Annotated in this window: 16 protein-coding genes and 2 pseudogenes; 13 read left to right on the forward strand and 5 right to left on the reverse strand. The window is 73.0% G+C overall.

Annotated features, from left to right (window positions below; all coding sequences use genetic code 11):
• A partial coding sequence (locus IE136_RS00690) for a DUF4259 domain-containing protein (RefSeq protein ID WP_189599140.1) occupies nt 1-342 on the reverse strand: 342 nt, incomplete at its 3' end.
• A gap of 127 nt (nt 343-469) precedes the next feature.
• On the opposite strand from IE136_RS00690, the gene IE136_RS00695 reads away from it, so the two are divergent.
• The 3 genes from IE136_RS00695 to IE136_RS00705 all read left to right on the forward strand — a co-directional run bounded on the left by IE136_RS00695 (nt 470) and on the right by IE136_RS00705 (nt 5,408).
• A complete protein-coding gene (locus IE136_RS00695) occupies nt 470-2,653 on the forward strand; it encodes an acyl-CoA dehydrogenase family protein (protein ID WP_189599141.1) in 2,184 nt (727 codons plus the stop codon).
• Between the two features lie 13 nt (nt 2,654-2,666).
• A complete protein-coding gene (locus tag IE136_RS00700; RefSeq protein WP_158986833.1) occupies nt 2,667-3,857 on the forward strand; it encodes a lipid-transfer protein in 1,191 nt (396 codons plus the stop codon).
• Between the two features lie 108 nt (nt 3,858-3,965).
• Nucleotides 3,966-5,408 (forward strand): MFS transporter, encoded by a 1,443-nt coding sequence (locus IE136_RS00705; protein ID WP_189599142.1) that lies wholly within the window; start codon nt 3,966-3,968, stop codon nt 5,406-5,408.
• 11 nt (nt 5,409-5,419) lie between these two features.
• On the opposite strand, the pseudogene IE136_RS00710 reads toward IE136_RS00705, so the two are convergent.
• Nucleotides 5,420-5,839, reverse strand: a pseudogene (locus tag IE136_RS00710) (response regulator); the annotation flags it as partial.
• 452 nt (nt 5,840-6,291) lie between these two features.
• Here IE136_RS00710 and IE136_RS00715 point away from each other — a divergent pair.
• A complete protein-coding gene (locus IE136_RS00715) occupies nt 6,292-6,453 on the forward strand; it encodes a hypothetical protein (protein ID WP_158986829.1) in 162 nt (53 codons plus the stop codon).
• A gap of 30 nt (nt 6,454-6,483) precedes the next feature.
• Here the strand turns inward: IE136_RS00715 and IE136_RS00720 are convergent, their stop codons facing one another.
• Entirely contained in the window at nt 6,484-7,173 is a 690-nt protein-coding gene (locus IE136_RS00720; RefSeq protein WP_189599143.1) for an HAD family hydrolase, read from the reverse strand.
• A 211-nt stretch (nt 7,174-7,384) separates the two neighbouring features.
• Between IE136_RS00720 and chsH3 the strand changes: the two genes are divergently transcribed.
• The 3 genes from chsH3 (at nt 7,385) to IE136_RS00735 (ending at nt 10,407) form a co-directional block, all read left to right on the forward strand.
• Nucleotides 7,385-8,257, forward strand: coding sequence for an enoyl-CoA hydratase ChsH3 (gene chsH3, locus IE136_RS00725; RefSeq protein ID WP_189599144.1), 873 nt, complete (start codon nt 7,385-7,387; stop codon nt 8,255-8,257).
• Nucleotides 8,258-8,284: 27 nt separating this feature from the next.
• Complete coding sequence (locus IE136_RS00730) at nt 8,285-9,361, forward strand: Zn-dependent alcohol dehydrogenase (protein WP_189599145.1); 1,077 nt, start codon at nt 8,285-8,287, stop codon at nt 9,359-9,361.
• 101 nt (nt 9,362-9,462) lie between these two features.
• Nucleotides 9,463-10,407 (forward strand): 3-oxoacyl-ACP reductase, encoded by a 945-nt coding sequence (locus IE136_RS00735; RefSeq protein ID WP_189599146.1) that lies wholly within the window; start codon nt 9,463-9,465, stop codon nt 10,405-10,407.
• Between the two features lie 244 nt (nt 10,408-10,651).
• Here the strand turns inward: IE136_RS00735 and IE136_RS00740 are convergent, their stop codons facing one another.
• On the reverse strand, nt 10,652-11,800 hold the full coding sequence (locus IE136_RS00740) for a hypothetical protein (RefSeq protein ID WP_189599147.1): 1,149 nt from the start codon (nt 11,798-11,800) through the stop codon (nt 10,652-10,654).
• Nucleotides 11,801-12,107: 307 nt separating this feature from the next.
• Between IE136_RS00740 and IE136_RS00745 the strand changes: the two genes are divergently transcribed.
• The 6 genes and pseudogenes from IE136_RS00745 (at nt 12,108) to IE136_RS00765 (ending at nt 17,594) form a co-directional block, all read left to right on the forward strand.
• Entirely contained in the window at nt 12,108-13,145 is a 1,038-nt protein-coding gene (locus tag IE136_RS00745) for an ABC transporter substrate-binding protein (protein ID WP_189599148.1), read from the forward strand.
• A gap of 108 nt (nt 13,146-13,253) precedes the next feature.
• Nucleotides 13,254-14,072 carry a Nif3-like dinuclear metal center hexameric protein gene (locus IE136_RS00750; protein ID WP_158986817.1) on the forward strand — a complete coding sequence of 273 codons (819 nt, stop codon included), beginning with the start codon at nt 13,254-13,256 and terminating at the stop codon, nt 14,070-14,072.
• Entirely contained in the window at nt 14,069-14,812 is a 744-nt protein-coding gene (locus IE136_RS00755; protein ID WP_189599327.1) for a zinc ribbon domain-containing protein, read from the forward strand. The genes IE136_RS00750 and IE136_RS00755 overlap by 4 nt, the downstream gene beginning before the upstream one ends.
• Nucleotides 14,812-15,165: pseudogene (locus IE136_RS36535) on the forward strand (reverse transcriptase-like protein); the annotation flags it as partial. The gene IE136_RS00755 and the pseudogene IE136_RS36535, both read left to right, overlap by 1 nt.
• 348 nt (nt 15,166-15,513) lie before the next feature.
• Nucleotides 15,514-16,680, forward strand: a complete 1,167-nt coding sequence (locus IE136_RS00760) for a histidine phosphatase family protein (protein WP_444545716.1) — start codon at nt 15,514-15,516, stop codon at nt 16,678-16,680.
• A 77-nt stretch (nt 16,681-16,757) separates the two neighbouring features.
• On the forward strand, nt 16,758-17,594 hold the full coding sequence (locus IE136_RS00765) for a GNAT family N-acetyltransferase (protein ID WP_189599149.1): 837 nt from the start codon (nt 16,758-16,760) through the stop codon (nt 17,592-17,594).
• Nucleotides 17,595-17,597: 3 nt separating this feature from the next.
• On the opposite strand, the gene eda is transcribed toward IE136_RS00765, so the two are convergent.
• Entirely contained in the window at nt 17,598-18,260 is a 663-nt protein-coding gene (gene eda / locus IE136_RS00770) for a bifunctional 4-hydroxy-2-oxoglutarate aldolase/2-dehydro-3-deoxy-phosphogluconate aldolase (protein ID WP_189599150.1), read from the reverse strand.
• Between the last annotated feature and the right edge of the window lie 266 nt (nt 18,261-18,526).

Consider the following 18,526-nt stretch of genomic DNA (forward strand, 5'->3'; position numbering starts at 1 on the left):
CTCGCCCCACAGCTCCAGGAGCTCGGACGGCTCGGTGAGGACCCGGTCGAGCGCTTCGACCGCGAGCGGGCGCAGCTCCGCCGGCAGCTCCGGCAGGGGCTCGTCCGGCCCATAGGGGGTGGCGACCGGCTCGCCGCCCGAGCACTGGGCCGCGATCAGCGCGGCCGCGGCGACGGCCTCCACCGCGATGTCGCTGTCCAGATACGCGTCACCCGTCCCGGCCACCTCACGGAGTTTGCCGAACAGCAGCCCGGCTCGCTCGCCCTCCGGCAGATCGTCGAGGTCGCCCGAGAAGTCCGCGGCGGTGTCGTTGTCGAAGTGGCCGATGTCCCAGGTGCCCATGGTGCGTTCTCTCTCGACGTCTCTCGATCACGGTTCTCCGTGGTGGACGCATCGTGGCAGGGGGCACTGACAATCACCTCCGCATCTGACCTTTCATCAGATTGAAACGTGTTCTAGTCTGCGGCGCATGGGCATCGCCATCACGCAAGAACAGCGGGAGCTCGCCCGATCCGTCCGCGGCTGGCTCACCCGCGCCGTACCGCCCGAGGAGGTGCGCAAGCACCTCGACGCCCCCGACGCCGCCACCGGCCGCCCCGCCCACTGGGACACCGCCGCCGCGCAGGGGCTTCCCGGCATCCATCTGCCCGAGGAGTACGGAGGAGGGGGCGGCGATCTCGTCGATCTGGCCGTCGTCCTGGAGGAGGCCGGGCGCGCGGTGCTGCCGGGGCCGTACCTCTCCACCGTCCTCGCCGCCGAGCTGCTCCATCAGGCCGGGAAGCGCGAGCTGCTCGCGCCGATCGCGAGCGGGTCCCGAATCGCCGCCGTCGCCCTCCGCCCCGGCGGAGTGACCGCCGCCGAGAGCGACGACGGACTCGTCCTCGACGGCACCGCGCCGCCCGTCCTCGGCGGCGCCCAGGCCGGCCTGCTGATCCTGGCGGCGACCACCGCACGAGGACCCGTCTGGGTCGCCGTGGACGCGGGGGCCCTCTCCGTACGTCCCCACGAGAGCGCCGACCCGACCCGGCCGACCGCCGAGGTCACCGCCACAGGCACCCGGGTCCCCGCGCACCGGATCCTCGGCATCGACTCCGATCAGGTGCGGGACGTGGCGGCTGTGCTGTACGCGGCCGACGCCTGCGGGACCGCCGGGCGGGCCCTGGAGACGGCGGCCGAACACGCCAAGGTGCGCGAGCAGTTCGGGCGGCCGATCGGGCAGTTCCAAGGGGTCAAGCACCTGTGCGCCGAGATGCTCCTACGGGTCGAGCAGGCACGCGCCCTCACCTGGGACGCCGCCCGGGCGGCCCGCGAGGAGGGACCGACGCAGTCCCGGCCGGGGCCCCGCTCCCTGACCGCCGCACTCGCCGCGGCGACCGCCCTCGACGCCGCGTACGACTGCGCCAAGGACTGCGTCCAGATCCTCGGCGGCATCGGCTTCACCTGGGAGCACGACGCCCATCTCCTCCTGCGCCGGGCCCTCGTCGCCCGCCAGCTCCTCGGGCCGGGGGACACCCACCGCGCACGGGCCGCCCGCCTCGCCGCCGACGGCGCCCGGCGCGAACTCCGCCTCGAACTGCCCCCGGAGGCCGCGCCGTACCGCACGGAGGCGCGACAGGCCCTCACCCCCGCCGTCGGTCTCGACCCCGGCGCCGCCCGACGCGCCCTCGCCCCCACCGGCTACGCCGCCCCGCACCTGCCGCCGCCCCACGGGCTCGGGGCCGGCCCGCTCCAGCAGCTCGCCGTGCAGCGGGAGCTCGACGCGGCGGGCATCCGGCTCAACGGCCTGGGGATCGCCACCTGGGTCGTACCGTCCCTCCTCGCGTACGGCACCGAGGAGCAGCGCGACCGCTACCTCGGCCCGACCCTGCGCGGAGATCTGCTGTGGTGCCAGCTCTTCTCCGAGCCCGAGGCCGGGTCCGATCTGGCCTCCCTGCGGACGCGGGCCGAGCGGACCGAGGACGGGCGCTGGCGGATCAACGGGCAGAAGGTGTGGACGAGCGCCGCCCAGTGGGCCGACCACGGCATCCTGCTCGCCCGGACCGACCCGGACGCACCCAAGCACCGGGGGCTGACGTACTTCCTCGTCGACATGAAGAACACACCGGGCATCGACATCCGGCCACTGCGGGAGATCACCGGCGACGCGCTCTTCAACGAGGTCTACTTCGACGACGTCCTGCTGCCGGCGGACTCCGTCGTCGGCGAGGTCAACGACGGCTGGCGCGTCGCCCGCAACACCCTGGGCAACGAACGCGTCCACATGGCCGACCAGGTCGCCTTCGACTCCGGGCTGGAGGCGCTGATCGACCGGGCCGGGGCATCCGACCCGGTCGTACGGGTGCGGGTCGGTGCGCTGGCGGCGGAGGCGCACGCGCTCGCCTGCATCGGGCTGCGGACGACGATGCTCCAGGTCTCGGGCCTCGAACCGGGCGCGGGGGCGAGCGTCCGCAAGCTCGTCCAGACCCTCCACCAGCAGAAGGTCGCCGAGCTCACGCTCGAACTGCTCGGCCCGGAGGGCGCGGTACGGGAGGGGGCCGGTGAACGCGCCGTGCACGGGCTGCTGATGTCCCGCTGCCTGACCATCGCGGGCGGCACCACGCAGATCCAGCTCAATGTCGTCGCCGAGCGCCTGCTCGGCCTGCCGAGAGACTGAGGGGTTGTCGCGGATGAAGGCGTACATCGTCGGCGTCGGGATGACGAAGTTCGAGAAGCCCGAGACGCGTGACTGGCAGTACTGGGACATGGCGAAGGAGGCGGGGGCGGCCGCCCTCGCCGACGCCGGGATCTCCTACGGCCAGGTGCAGCAGGTGCCCGTCGGCTACTGCTTCCAGGCCTCGACAGCCGGGCAGCGCGCCGTGTACGAACTCGGCCTGACCGGTGTCCCCGTCTACAACGTCAACAACAACTGCGCCACGGCGTCGACGGCGCTGATGATGGCCCGGCAGTTCGTGGAGGGCGGGATCTCCGACTGCGTGCTGGCCCTCGGCTTCGAGAAGATGGCGCGGGGCGCGCTGGGCGGTGGTTCGGGGGACGGTGACTTCAAGACCTCGCCGGTCGCCCGGCACTACGGGATCATGGCCGCGGCCCACGGCTTCGAGATGTCGCCTCCCACCGCGCAGATCTTCGGCAACGCGGCCCGTGAGCACATGGAGCGGTACGGCACGACCGAGGCGCAGCTCGCGGCGGTCGGGGCCAAGAACCACCGGCACTCGGCGAACAACCCGCGGGCCCAGTTCCAGGACGTGTACACGGTCGAGGAGATCCTCGCCGCCAAGACGATCCACCGGCCGCTGACGAAGCTGCAGTGCTCGCCCACCTCCGACGGTTCCGCGGCGGCGGTCGTGGTCTCGGAGCGGTTCCTCGTCGAGCACGGGCTGCACGACAAGGCCGTCGAGATCGTGGCGCAGGCGATGACGACGGACACGGGGGAGTCCTTCGACTCGGGTTCCTGCATCGACGCGGTGGGCCGGCCGATGTCCCGGGCGGCGGCCCGCCAGGTGTACGAGAGGTCGGGGCTCGGCATCGAGGACGTGGACGTGGTCGAGCTGCACGACTGCTTCTCCGTCAACGAGCTGCTGACCTACGAGGCCCTGGGGATGTGCGAGGAGGGCGCCTCCGGCAAGCTCGTCGAGTCCGGCGCGACGACCTACGGCGGCCGCTGGGTCGTGAACCCCTCGGGCGGCCTGATCTCCAAGGGCCACCCGCTGGGCGCCACCGGTCTCGCCCAGGCCGCCGAACTGGTCTGGCAGCTCCGGGGCGAGGCGGGCCGACGCCAGGTGGCGGGCGCGCGCGTCGGCCTGGCCCACAACATCGGCCTGGGTGGGGCGGCGGTGGTGACGATGCTCCGGAGGCCGTAGGGCGGTAGGGCCGGAAGTCGTAGGGCCGGAGGCCGCAGGACGGCTTGCCGCGGGGCCTGCGGTCGTAGGGCTGAATGCCGATGTACGGGCCGCAGGTGGTCTGCGACCATGACGCGCATGGTCCATGCCGAGTCGGTAACCGAGAAGTCCGCGTCCTCCATACCCCCCTCCCGCGCCTGGCTCGTGGTCCTCGCCGCGTGCGCGGGGCAATTCCTGGTGGTGCTCGACGTCTCGGTGGTGAACGTCGCCCTGCCGTCGATGCGGACCGACCTCGGGCTCTCGGCGACCGGGCTGCAGTGGGTGCTCAACGCGTACACGATCGCCTTCGCGGGCTTCATGCTGCTCGGCGGACGGGCGGCCGACCTCTTCGGCCGGAAGCGCATGTTCCTGCTCGGCCTGGGGCTCTTCACCGCCGCCTCCGTCGGGGGCGGTCTCGCGCAGGAGGGCTGGCAGCTCGTCGCCGCCCGCGCCGTGCAGGGACTCGGCGCGGCGGTCCTCGCGCCCGCGACGCTCACGATCGTCACCGTCGCCGTCCCGGCCGGGCCCGCACGGACCCGGGCCATCGGCACCTGGACGGCGGTCGGGGCGGCCGGCGGCGCGGCGGGCGGCTTCGTCGGCGGTGCCCTGGTGGACCTGCTGTCCTGGCGCTGGGTGCTCCTGATCAATGTGCCGGTCGGAGCCCTGGTCCTGGTGGGCGCGGCCGTGTGGCTCCGGGAGAGCCGCGCCGACGGCGTCGGGCGTCGCCTGGACCTGCCGGGCGCGGTCCTGGTCACGGCGGGCCTGGCCTCCGTCGCGTACGGCGTCGTGCAGACCGAGGAGGCGGGCTGGGGCGACCCGGTCACCCTGGCCCCGCTCCTCGGCGGCCTCGCGCTCCTCGCGGTCTTCGTCGCGGTCGAGGCGCGCACGGCGGCGCCGCTGGTGCCGCTGAAGGTGTTCCGCTCGCGCGTGGTCGCCGCCGCCAACGTGGCCATGTTCGTGTGCGCTTCGACCTCCTTCAGCATGTGGTTCTTCATGACCGTCTACGCCCAGAACGTCCTCGGCTACACCCCGCTCCTGGCCGGCCTCGCGCTCGTCCCCAGCTCGGTCAGCGTCCTCGTCGCCTCCAAGCTGGCCCCGCGCCTGATGCCGACGACCGGCGCCCGCAACCTGGCCGTCCTCGGCGCGCTCGTCGCGGCGACCGGCTTCGGCTGGCAGTCGACGATGACCGTCGACGGCACCTTCCTGACCATCATCCTCGGCCCCGGCATCCTGATGATGGTCGGCATGGGTCTCCTCATCACCCCCCTCGCCACCCTCGCCACGTCGAGCGCGGCCCCCGCCGAGGCGGGCCTCGTCTCCGGCCTCGTCAACACCTCCCGCACGATGGGTGGCGCCCTGGGCCTCTCCGTCCTCTCCACGGTCGCGGCCTCCCGAACATCCGGCGCCACCACCCCCGAGGCCCTGACGGAGGGTTACGCCCTGGCCTTCCGCACGGCCTCGGGCGTCCTGATGGCGGGCGCGCTGCTGATGCTGCTGTGGCTCCCGAGGCCGGAGCGCACGCGGGAGGGTTAAGGGATCGGGTCCGAGGCGAGGGCCGGGTCGATGACCGTTTCGCCTCGGAGGGCCTTGCGGATCGCCTCGGCCAGTTCCTCGACGGGGCCGTCCTTCACCAGGAAGCCGGCCGCGCCCGCCTCCATCGCACGGCGGAGGTGGCCCGGACGGCCGAAGGTGGTGAGGATGAGGACCCGGCAGCCCGGCGCTTCGTCGCGGAGGTCGGCGGCGACGTCGAGGCCGCCACGGCCCGGCAGCTCGATGTCGAGGAGGGCCACGTCCGGACGGTGGACCAGCGCCGCGTCCACGACCTCGTCGCCTCGGTCGACCTGGGAGACCACCTCGATGTCCGGCTCCATGCCGAGCAGCATCGCGAGCGCGCCCCGCGTCCCGCCCTGGTCCTCGGCGAGGAGCACCCGTACGGACTTCACCGGACGGTGGTCCCGCGGCATCTCGGTCACGAGGACCAGGCTAGGCCGTGTCCGTAAAGTCCGCCTGGCCCGCGGGCCCTGGCACGCACGCTCGCCGCGTTGTCGGGATCACCCGGATACGCGCGGCCGGCCACCGTCGTCCACGTACCCCTGACCGTGGACGGTCTGTCCAGGGTGGCGAAGTTCGCGTCCTGGATGTGTACACCTCCGGACCGCGGCGGGCCGGGCGGGCGGAGAGACATCCTGGACGCGTGATCAGCGCGATAAACGGTGGCGGAGAGGCCCCTGACGTGTGCTGTGGAGCTCGGAACACATCCGCTGGAACCCGGCCGTCCCTCATCGCGGCATGGCGTCGATGCCGAGCAGACGCAGGTGGGACGTCGTGTCCTCTTGCTCAGGTCGCGCAACGGCGCGCGACAGGAGCCGGAGATACGCAGACCGAGCCGCCCGCAGCCCAGAGAGGACCGTGAACGATGACGACGACGCGCCGCGGAGTGGACAGCGATTCGCTACGACCGCAGATCGAACTCCGGTGGGGAGGTCTGCACGTGACCGTGCAGCACGTCCCCGCGTGGTTCGTGGCCCTGATCACCACAGCCGGTGGCGTGGCCGGCACGTGGTGGGCCCAGCGGTAGTCCCGGAGCCATCGCGTCGGCCCCGTCCCGTCACAGCAGTCCGAGAACCGCTGTCAGCGCGTCGGGGCGTCGGTCCACCGGCAAGGGGTCGACGAAGTGGACGGCGCATCCCAGCGCCTCGGCTCCGCCGTCCGCCGCGGGATGGTCGCCGACCATGAGGACCTCCGTGGGGTGCAGGCCGAGGGCGTCGCAGGCCGCCCGGAAGAACCGGCGGTCCGGCTTCTGGACGCCGTACTCGTAGGAGAGGAGGTAGGCGTCGACGAGCGGGTCGAGGCCGTGGTGCCGGAACACCGGGCGCAGGTCCCAGCCGATGTTGCTGACGACGGCGACGGGGATGTCTCTGCCGCGCAGCTCTTTCAGGGTGCTCTCGGCGTCGGGGTAGGGCCACCAGGCGGCCGGGTCGCGATGGCGGTCGTACAGCGCCTCGGCCAGTGCCGGCGAGGGCAGCCCGGCCTCCCGGGCGAGCGCGGTGTAGGCGGCGCGGTGCTGCTCGCCGCTCAGGTCGCGCTCGCGCCAGAGGGTCTCCAGGCGGGCGGGGAGCCGCCGGGGGTTCGCGCCGCCTGGCTGCGCTCCCGCCGCCTCCAGGCGGGCGGCGCACCCGGCCAGCTCGGCCTCCGCCATGGCGTGTCCGCACGCCGCCACCACCGCACGCAACCAGTCCTCGGCCGACTCGATACGGAAAAGAGTCCCGGAGAAGTCGAACAGAACGCCCTTGATCATGGGTGCATCTCCTTGTGCGGAACAGAACTGACGTGCCGTCAGGAGGGTTCACAACTCCCTCGTGCTCGGCTATACATGGGGATCACCGACCTAGAACGCGTTCTAGAACGGCGCGTACGGGACGGTCCCGCACGGCCTCGGTGCGGCCGACGGTGCGGACGGTCGCACCGAGGTCCTTCCCTCCTCCTTACCTTCAAGGAGCAGCATCCCGATGCCCATTGACGCCGCCAAGGCCGTCGCCGCCGAACCCCGAAGCGCCGAGATCGGCTGGGGCCACAAGGACGTCCAGCTCTACCACCTCGGTCTCGGAGCCGGAACACCCGCCACCGACCCCGACGAACTCCGCTACACCCTGGAATCCAGGCTCCACGTCCTGCCCAGCTTCGCCACCGTCGCCGGCGCCGGTATGGGCGTCGTCGGCGGGCTCTCCGCCCCCGGCATCGACATCAACCTCGCCGCCGTACTGCACGGCGGCCAGTCGATCACCCTCCACCGGCCCATCCCCGTCCAGGGCAGGGCCGTCACCACCTCCCGCGTCGCCGCCGTCCACGACAAGGGCAAGGCCGCCGTCCTCGTCCTCCGCTCGGAGGCCGCCGACGACGACGGACCGCTGTGGACGAGCGACGCCCAGATCTTCGTGCGGGGCGAGGGCGGCTGGGGAGGCGACCGCGGGCCCTCCGAGCGGCTCGAACTGCCGGAGCGCGAGCCCGACCGGATCGTCGAGCGCCCGGTCCGCGAGGACCAGGCGCTGCTCTACCGCCTCTCCGGGGACTGGAACCCGCTCCACGCCGACCCGGAGTTCGCCAAGGTCGCCGGCTTCGACCGGCCGATCCTGCACGGGCTCTGCACCTACGGCATGACCCTCAAGGCGGTGGTGGACACGGTGCTCGGCGGGGACGTGGCCCGCGTCCGCTCGTACCGCACGCGCTTCGCGGGAGTCGTCTTCCCCGGCGAGACCCTGCGCGTCCGGATGTGGGCCACAGAGGGTGCGGAGGGCCAGGTCCAGGTGGCGGTCACGGTCGTCGAGCGGGACGACGCTCCCGTACTCGCCGACACCCTCGTCAGCCTCGCCGGGCATTCGTAACCCTGAACTCCCGAAGGGAGCCGCATCATGCGCGCAGCCGTACTGCACGAGATCGGCCAGGACAAGCTCGAAGTCCTCGACGACGTCGAGGCGGTGGGCTTCGGCCCGGGCAAGGTGCGGATCCGGGTCAGGGCGACCGGACTGTGCCACTCCGACGTCTCCGCCATGAGCGGCGTGCTTCCCCAGCCGGCGCCGTTCGTCCCCGGCCACGAGGGCGCGGGCGAGATCGCCGACATCGGCGACGGCGTCACCGGGCTGAGCGAGGGACAGCGCGTCCTGCTGTGCTGGCTGCCCGCCTGCGGGACCTGTCCGGCCTGCAAGCGCGGCCAGACCCAGCTCTGCCTGGCCGGTTTCATGAACGCCGGCACCCCCAACTTCCGCAGGCCGGACGGGGAGGTGTTCGGTTTCGCCGGCACCGGTACGTTCACGGAGGAGGTCGTCGTCGACGCGGGCTGCGCGGTCCCGATCCCCGACGACGTGCCCTTCGACATCGCCGCCCTCATCGGCTGCGGAGTGACCACCGGGCTCGGCGCGGCCATCAACACGGCGAAGGTGGAGGCCGGTTCGTCGGTCGCCGTCATCGGCTGCGGCGGCGTCGGCATCTCCGCCATCCAGGGTGCCAGGCTCCAGGGAGCCGCCCAGATCGTGGCCGTCGACCCGGTCGAGTCCCGGCGCGAGGCCGCCCTGCGCTTCGGCGCGACCGAGGCGGTGCCCCCGGACGGGCTCGCCGACGCCAAGCAGCGGATCACGGCGGGCGAGGGCTTCGACTACGTCTTCGAGGTCGTCGGCAGGTCCGCGACCGCGCGGACGGCGTACGAGGCGACGCGGCGCGGCGGCACGCTGTGCGTGGTGGGCGCGGGCGCGCTCGACGACTTCCTCCAGCTCAACATGTTCGAGCTGTTCTTCGACGAGAAGAAGATCCTGCCGTCGATGTACGGGGGAGGTGACGTGCTGCGTTCATACGAGCGGGCCATCGCGCTCTGGCGGGCCGGCCGGATCGACCTGGAGTCTCTGATCACCCACCGGGTGCCGCTGTCGGGGATCAACGAGGCGCTGGAGCAGATGCGTACGGGTGTGGCACTGCGTACCTGCATCGAGATCTGAGCCCTGAGACCCGACCCCTGAGACCCGAGCCCTGAGACCCGAGACACCTGATCCCCGAGCCCCCCAGCCCTGAGACCTGCTTCCGAAAGGACTGCTGCGAGATGTCACTCCCCCTTGAGGGTCTGTCCGCGATCGTCACGGGCGCCGGGCGAGGCCTCGGCCGGGCCGAGGCGCTCGAACTCGCCCGGCTCGGTGCGGCCATCGTCGTCAACGACTACGGCCGGCCCGGGCGCGACGGCTCCGGCGAGGCGTCGGCCGCCCCCGCCGAGGGGGTCGTCGCGGAGATCCGCGCGGCGGGCGGCAGGGCTGTCGCGCACCTGGGCGACGTGGCCGACTTCGAGACCGCGCGCGGGCTCGTCGACCTGGCGGTGAGCGAGTTCGGGAAGCTGGACGTGCTCGTCAACAACGCGGGGATCCTGCGGGACCGGATGGTCTTCTCCATGAGCGAGGAGGAGTGGGACTCGGTGATACGGGTCCATCTCAAGGGCCACTTCAACACCACCCACTTCGCGGCGGTGCACTGGAGGGGCCGGGCGAAGGCGGGGGAGTCCGGCGTGTACGGCCGGATCGTCAACACCTCGTCGGAGGCGTTCCTGGCGGGTTCGGCGGGGCAGCCGAACTACGCGGCGGCCAAGGGCGGGATCGTGGGCCTGACGACGTCCACGGCGCTGGCGCTCGCCAAGTACGGCGTGACGGCGAACGCGATCTGCCCGCGGGCGCGGACCCGGATGACGCAGGACGTCTTCGCGGGCTTCGCGGAACCGGCGACCGAGGGGGAGCTCGACCCGCTGTCGCCGGAGCATGTGGCGCCCCTGGTGGGGTATCTGGCGTCGCCGGCGGCGGGGGGCGTGAACGGTCAGCTCCTGGTCGTCCACGGGGGGATGGTGGCGATCGTGGACCGCCCGAGAGTGTCGGCGAAGTTCGACACGGCGAAGGAGGCGTTCACGTACGAGGAACTGGACGGGCTGCTTACGCCGCACTACGCGTCGCTGCCGCCGGGGGAGACGTTCGCGGCGGCGGAGGTCCTGGCCCTGAAGCGGGGCTGAGGAGGAGAGCTGAACGGGCATCGGCCCCTGGGGGACATTCCCCAGGGGCCGACGCTTTCCTACTGCGCGTCCGGTTCGCGGCGGTCGCGGCGGTGGCGGCCGTGAGGGGAGGGATACGGCTCCTCCGACGGCGCCGCCTCGCCGCGATGCTTTCCGGAGCCGTGCGGCTCCGCCCCGTTCGTGCTCGCTTCCGGCATGGTGGAACTCACCCCGTGTTGATCGCTGTTGTCGTGCGGCCGCGATTCTAGTCAGCGGCCCTGCGGTCGGCGAGGGGTGCCTGCTGCAGCGGGACCGGCCGGCAGATCCGGGGCTCCGAGGGGCGTCCCGGCGGACGTTCCGGCGGAGCCAGGACTTCCAGGACGACGGGCTGAGGCTCGGGCGGTACCTCCAGGTCCACCAGGCCGCACGCCGTGCTGCCGTCCGCCGCGTACGGGAGCCGCAGCACGCCCTCCGGCGTCCACAGCCCCGCTCCGGCCACCCAACCGGGGGGTGCGGCCAGTTGGCGCATGCGGCGCTCCGAGGGGCACCACATTCCGACCCAGCTGCCGGCCGCCGCGTCGATCCGTAGCGCCACCGAGCAGGTCTCGGGCATCAGCACCTGCCCCGGCTGCACCGCGAACGGCGTCACCGCCGCGTCGTCGAGCCGCAGACACTCGGGGAAGCGGACCGGCAACAGGCTGCCGAGAACACCCCAGCCCAGCCGCTCGTGCCCCGGTGACGGCGCGTCGGACCGGATCAGCAGCAGTCCGCTGTCCGGATCCGCCATCAGCAGCCGGTCGTTGCTCTCCTCGGTGATCTGCAACAGCGGCGTCACCTCACCGCCGCGCTCCAGATCGACCGCCACCGCCTTCACCGGGCCGTCGTCCAGCTGCCGGTCGAGCGCGAGCATCCGGCCCGTACGGTCCAGCCAGACCCCGCCCGCGCAGCGCCCCTCGACCTCGGCGACCTGCTCCGGGCCGAACGCGCCGCCCGCCACCAGCCAGATCGTCGTCGTGTCCGCGCCGACGCACATGGCGTACGCGCAGATGCCGTCGGGCGACGGGGGGAGGAGGGTCAGGTGCACGGCCTCGACCGAGCCCAGCGGCAGTTCCCCCGTCCCCGGGCCCGTCGGGTACAGCAGCGAGAACGTGTGCCGGTGTCCGTCCACCCGGCGCCCGATCAGGACCCGCCCGTCCGCCAGCGGTACCAACTGCGCGTCCGGGTCCTCGGGCTGGTCGAGCGGGAGCGGTACGGCGTAGGGCTCCGGCCCGTCCAGCGTCCAACGCTCCGGGTACAGGGCGTCCCCGACACCGGCGAGCCGCGCCGCGTACGCCCCGTTCGCCGTGATCGTGAACCCGGTCGGCCGCACGGCGCCGTCGTCCTCCGCCGCTGTCTCGATGGCACAGGCTGTCATCGACTCGTCACCTCCGGCCACCGAAGCTAGTTTTCGCACTTCCAGCCGGACAACACGAGCCAGGTCACTTCACACATAAGGATGGCCAAGTATCGATTCTGCTGAGGGGTGGGGGCCGGTTGTGCTGGAGGGAAGGGTGGTGCGTAAGGTAAGGCGTGCCTAAGTGGAGCCTGTGACTCCGGGTCAGGGGCCCGCAGAGGCACGCCGAGTCCGCGGGGAACCGTTCCGGTCGCGGTCTCCCGATGCCGCCGGCTCCGAGCCGTCACGCCCCCGTCCGCCGTTCCCGTACACGTACAGGAGAAACCCGATGTCCCTCCTCCTCCGCCGCGGCACCGCCGCCGCCGTCGCGCTCGCCGCAGCGCTCTCCCTCGCGGCCTGTGGAAACGACGGCTCCTCGGACCCGGCCGCGAAGGAGGACGGCGGCAAGAAGAAGGACGTGGCCACCGGAGGCAAGGACTTCGGCGACGCGGCGGCCAAGACCGCGGCGATGGGCACCGACGCCAAGCCCGGCCAGTTCCCGCGCACCCTCACCCACGCGCTCGGCACGACCGAGCTCAAGGCCGCGCCCAAGCGCGTCGTCGTCCTCGACGTCGGCGAGCTCGACAACGTCGTGTCCCTCGGCGTCAAGCCCGTCGGCTACGCCCCCGCCGAGGGCGACGACGGCATCCCCGCCTACCTGAAGAAGGACGCGGGCGACCCCAAGTCCGTCGGCACCATCAACAACCTCAACCTCGAGGCGATCGCCAACCTGGAGCCCGACCTGATCCTCGGCAGCCAGCTGCGCGCCGCGGACAAGTACGACGAGCTCTCGAAGATCGCCCCCACCGTCTTCTCCATCCGCCCCGGCTTCACCTGGAAGGAGAACTACCTCCTCAACGCCGCGGCCCTGGACAGGACCGCCGACGCGAAGTCGAAGCTCGCCGCCTATGAGACCAAGGCGAAGCAGCTCGGCACCGACATCGGCCCGAACAAGCCGACGATCTCGATGGTCCGCTACCTCCCCGGCAAGATCCGCCTCTACGCCAAGGCGTCCTTCATCGGCACCATCCTCGAGGACGCGGGCCTGCCCCGGCCCAAGAACCAGCAGATCAACGACCTCGCCGCCGAGATCAGCCCCGAGAAGATCGACCAGGCCGACGCCGACTGGATCTTCACCGGCGTCTACGGCGACCCGAAGGCCACCAAGCGCGACACCGCCCAGGCCAACCCGCTGTGGAAGAACCTCAAGGCGGTCAAGGCGGGCCAGGCCAAGGACGTTCCGGACGAGACCTGGTACCTGGGGCTGGGCGTCATGGCCGCGAACAGCGTCCTCGACGACCTGCGCGCCGACCTCGTGAAGAAGTAGCACGCGGTCACGGCCGTTCAGCACAGCGGTCAGGTCATCCGCGCAAGCGGAATCCTCCCTGCCCACAGGCAGGACGGCGGGGCGCGGAGGGCAGGTAGCCTTTCCTTCGTGCCCCGCCTGTCTGAAGTCATCGCCGCCCTCGACGCCCTCTGGCCGCCCGAGCGGGCCGAGCAGTGGGACGCCGTCGGCACGGTCTGCGGAGACCCCGACGCCGACGTCGGCCGTGTGCTGTTCGCCGTCGACCCCGTCCAGGAGATCGCCGACGAGGCGATCGCCCTCGGCGCCGACCTGGTCGTCACCCACCACCCGCTCTATCTGCGCGGTACGACGACGGTCGCCGCCTCGCACTTCAAGGGCCGGGTCGTGCACACCCTGATCAAGCACGACATCGCGCTGCACGTGGCCCACACCAACGCGGACACCGCCGATCCCGGCGTCTCCGACGCCCTCGCCGGCGCCCTCGACCTGCGGGTCACCGGCCCCCTGGTCGCCGAGAACAACCTCGGCCGGATCTGCGAACTGGACCAGCCCGAGACGCTCGGCGACTTCGCCGCCCGCGCGGCCAAGCGGCTGCCCGCCACCGCGCAGGGCATCCGCGTCGCCGGAGACCCGGAGATGACCGTCCGCCGGGTCGCGGTCAGCGGCGGCTCCGGAGACAGCCTCTTCGACGCCGTCCGGGCCGCCGGCGTCGACGCCTTCCTCACCGCCGACCTGCGCCACCACCCGGTGTCGGAGGCCACCCAGCACTCACCGCTCGGCCTGGTCGACGCCGCCCACTGGGCCACCGAATGGCCCTGGTGCGAGCAGGCCGCCGCCCAGCTCGACGAGATTTCCGACCGCCATGGCTGGGACCTGCGGGTCCACGTCTCGAAGACGGTCACCGACCCCTGGTCCGCCCACCACCACTCTCCTGGAGCCCCCAACTGAACGCCGCGCCCGCCGACCAGATCCGACTCCTCGACGTCCAGGCACTGGACGTCCGTCTCCAGCAGCTCGCCCACAAGCGCAGGTCCCTGCCCGAGCACGCCGAGATCGAGTCTCTGAACAAGGACCTCACCCAGCTGCGCGACCTGCTCGTCGCCGCGCAGACCGAGGAGAGCGACTGCGCCCGCGAGCAGACCAAGGCGGAGCAGGACGTCGACCAGGTGCGCCAGCGCGCCGTCCGGGACCAGCAGCGCCTCGACTCCGGCGCCGTCTCCTCCCCGAAGGACCTGGAGAGCCTGCAGCGGGAGATCACCTCGCTCGCCAAGCGCCAGGGCGACCTGGAGGACATCGTCCTGGAGGTCATGGAGCGCCGTGAGTCCGCCCAGGAGCGGGTGGCCGAGCTGACCGAGCGCGCCTCCGCCGTCCAGACCAAGGCCGACGACGCCACCGCGCGCCGCGACGCCGCGGAGGCCGAGATCGACCGGGAGGCCGCCTCGGTCGGCAAGGAGCGCGAGCTGGTCGCCGGCTCCGTCCCGGCGGACCTGCTGAAGCTCTACGAGAAGCTGCGCGAGCAGCAGGGTGGCGTCGGTGCGGCGCGGCTGTACCAGCGCAAGTGCGAGGGCTGCCACATCGAGCTCAACATCACCGAGGTGAACGAGGTCCGCGCGGCCGCGCCGGACACGGTGCTGCGCTGCGAGAACTGCCGCCGGATCCTGGTCCGTACGTCGGAGTCCGGCCTGTAATGACCGCCACGAGGACGGCCAGGACCGAAGTCGTCGTCGAGGCGGACGGGGGCTCCCGGGGCAACCCGGGCCCCGCGGGCTACGGAGCGGTGGTCCTGGACCCGGTGACGGGCGAGACGCTCGCGGAGGCGGCCGAGTACATCGGCGTCGCCACGAACAACGTCGCCGAGTACAAGGGCCTGGTGGCCGGTCTGAAGGCGGCGCGCGAGCTGTTTCCGGACGCCGTGGTCCATGTCCGGATGGACTCCAAGCTGGTCGTCGAGCAGATGTCCGGCCGCTGGAAGATCAAGCACCCGGACATGAAGCCGCTCGCGGCGGAGGCGGCCCGGGTCTTCCCGGCGGGGCAGGTCCGCTACGAATGGATCCCGCGCGAGCAGAACAAGCACGCGGACCGGCTCGCCAACGAGGCGATGGACGCGGGGAAGCGAGGCGTGCGGTGGGAGCCGTCGACGTCCTCGGCGGCCCTGACGGCCGCGGACGCGCGCGCGGCCCGCAACGCCGCGACGCCGCCGCCGTCGGGTTTCCCCGGCGACGCGACGGCGGGCGCCGCCCGGGCCCGGGCGGCCCTCGCGGGTGGCGGTACGGGTACGGGTGCCGGTTCTGGTGAGCGGACCGGCCGCGCGGCCGGGGGCGCCGCCGGGCAGCCCGACGACGGCCTTTTCGCCGCCGACGAGGCACTCGCGTCCCAGGCCCGCGCCTCCTTGGCCTCGGCCGGCAGGGCCGAACGGGAGACGGCGGGCGGAGCCGCTGTGTCGAGCGGCGACTTCGAGGCAGAGGCGGGCATCCTCGCCCACCCGGGCCACACGAGGCCCCGCCCTGCGACCGGGCACGGAGGCCGTACGGGCACGGCATCCGGTGCCGGCACCGGCGCCGAGGCCGGCGCGAGTGTCACGGCTCCTGCACGAGACGAATCCGCTGTCACCGCACCCGCGCAGAACCGCCCCGCTGCCGGTGCGGCCGCGGCCACCCGGGAGCGGGCCGAGGACGGGGTGACGGCTCCTGCCCGAGCCCAAGCCGCTGCTGGTCCGATCGCTCCCGCGGGAGGCCGGGCGGAGGCCGCTGTCACGGCACCCGCCCGTGGCGAGGCCGAAGCCGGTGCCACCGCAGCCCCGCCTGGCGAAGCCGGTGCAACCGCCCCCGCGCCCGCCCGAGGCGGAGCCGGTGCCCCCGCGCAGGGCCTCGGCGCCGCCGGGGCGACCGCCCCCGCGCGGGCCGGGGCGCCCGGGTGGGGGGCGCCCGATCTCGGGGCTCCGGCGACGTTCGTGTTGTTGCGGCACGGGGAGACCGCGCTCACGCCCGAGAAGCGGTTCTCTGGGAGTGGGGGGAGCGATCCGGAGCTGTCGGGCGCCGGGTTGCGGCAGGCCGATGCCGTCGCCGCCGCGCTCGCCGCGCGCGGGACGATCCAGGAGATCGTCAGCTCGCCGCTCAAGCGCTGCCGGCAGACCGCCGAGGCCGTCGCCGTTCGCCTGGGCCTCGACGTGCGCATCGAGGACGGGCTGCGCGAGACCGACTTCGGCGCCTGGGAGGGGCTGACGTTCGCGGAGGTACGCGAGCGGTACCCGGAGGACCTCGACGCCTGGCTCGCCTCGCCGAAGGCCGCGCCGACCGGCGGCGGCGAGAGCTTCGCGACCGTCTCGCGGCGCGTCTCGGCGACCCGGGACCGGCTGACCGCCGCCTCGGCGGGCCGCACCGTCCTGCTCGTCACCCACGTCACGCCGATCAAGACCCTCGTGCGGCTGGCGCTCGGCGCCCCGCCGGAGTCGCTGTTCCGGATGGAGCTCTCGGCGGCCTCCCTGTCGGCGGTCGCGTACTACACGGACGGCAACGCCTCCGTACGGCTCCTGAACGACACCTCGCACCTGAGGTGACCCAGAAGGCAGGAGAGGGGGCGGGGGCTACGGAATCGCGTGGCCCCGCCCCCTCCTCCCGTAGCACCATCGTCGCCATGACCTGGCACATCACCGAGGACGCCGCCGCCTTTCGCGCCGCCGCCGGCGGCCACCTCGCCGCCGACCCGGCGCGCAACACCGTGCTCCTCACCCTCAGCGAGGGCGCGCGCCGGCGCCCCGTCGCCTCCGCGCGGTTCGGCTGGTGGACCGAGGCGGACGGGCGGGTCACCGGCGCCTTCGTCGTCACCCTGCCCCACGAGCCGGCGCTCGGACCGATGCCGTCGGAGGCCGCCCGCGCCCTCGTCCACGTGCTGCCGGACGCGCGGGACGCGACCAGCGTGCGCGGCGAGGAGGAGACGGCCGTCGCCTTCGCCCGGGAACTCGGCGCGCGGACGGGCCGGGGGTGGACGACGACCCGCCGGATGCGGCTCTACCGGCTCGGCGAACTCACCCCGCCGGACCCCGCCCCGCACGGCCGGATGCGGACGGCGACCGCCGAGGACATCCCCTTCGCCGTGGCCTGGATGGAGAACTTCGCCCGCGACATCGGCGAGACCGGCGACGTCGACCACACACCCGACGTCGAGGCCCGCGTCACCGACCGCCGCCTCCACTTCTGGGAGACCGACGAGGGGCCCGTGTCGATGGCGAGCGTCTCGCGGACCGTCGCGGGCCAGGCCCGCGTCTCACCCGTCTACACACCGCCCGGGGCGCGGGGCCGGGGGTACGCGGGGGCCGTCACCAGCGCCGTGAGCCGAGCCGCCCTGGACGCGGGCGCCGAGCAGGTGCTGCTCTTCACGGACCTCGCCAACCCCACCAGCAACGCGCTGTACCAGCGGCTCGGCTACCGCCCCGTGACCGATCACGTCGGCCTGACGTTCAGCCGGGCCTGACGTTCAGCCGGGCCTGACGTTCAGCCGGGCGCGGGCGCCCGCACGCAGGCCCGCCGCCTCGTGAGCCAGGGACTCGACCCGCGCCCAGTCGCGCGCCGCGAGCGCGTCGGCCGGAAGCATCCACGTACCGCCGACGCAGCCGACGTTCGGCAGTGCGAGGTAGGAAGGGGCCGAGTCGAGGGAGATGCCGCCGGTCGGGCAGAACCGGGCGTGGGGGAGCGGCCCGGAGAGGGACTTCAGGAAGGGGACGCCGCCGGCCGCCTCGGCGGGGAAGAACTTCATCTCGGCCACCCCGCGTTCGAGCAGGGCGACGACCTCCGAGGTGGTCGAGACCCCCGGCAGGAACGGCACGCCCGAGGCATTCATGGCGTCCAGGAGGCCCTCCGTCCACCCCGGGCTCACCAGGAACCGGGCCCCCGCCGCCACCGCGTCGCCCACGCCGGCCGCCGAGATCACCGTGCCCGCGCCGACGACGGCGTCCGGGACCTCGGCGGCGATCGCCCGGATCGCGTCGAACGCGGCAGGGGTCCGCAGGGTCACCTCGATGGCGGGCAGGCCACCCGAGACCAGGGCCCGGGCGAGCGGAACGGCATCGGCGGCGTCCTCGACCACGACGACGGGGACGACGGGTGCGAGGTCCAGGACGGAGGGCGGCGCGGAGGTCATGGCGTCATCCTGCCCGCCACAGACAGCACACGCAACGAGCGTTGCGCACTGCGCAACGCCCTTGAAGTCACACGGACCGCCCTCGAAGCCACCCCGTGAGCCGCCCTCGAAGCCGCTCGTGAGCCGTTCTCGAAGGCGCTCCTAGGCCGGTCCGTGAAGTCCCGCCCGGCCCGCGACGCCTGGCACGCACACTCGCCGCGTAGTCGGGATCACCCGAGTACCCCCAGTACGAGGGCGGCCCGCCGCCTTGCGATCGCACGCACCAG

It is taken from the genome of Streptomyces lateritius (genome assembly GCF_014649715.1).
Classification (GTDB): Bacteria; Actinomycetota; Actinomycetes; order Streptomycetales; family Streptomycetaceae; genus Streptomyces; species Streptomyces lateritius.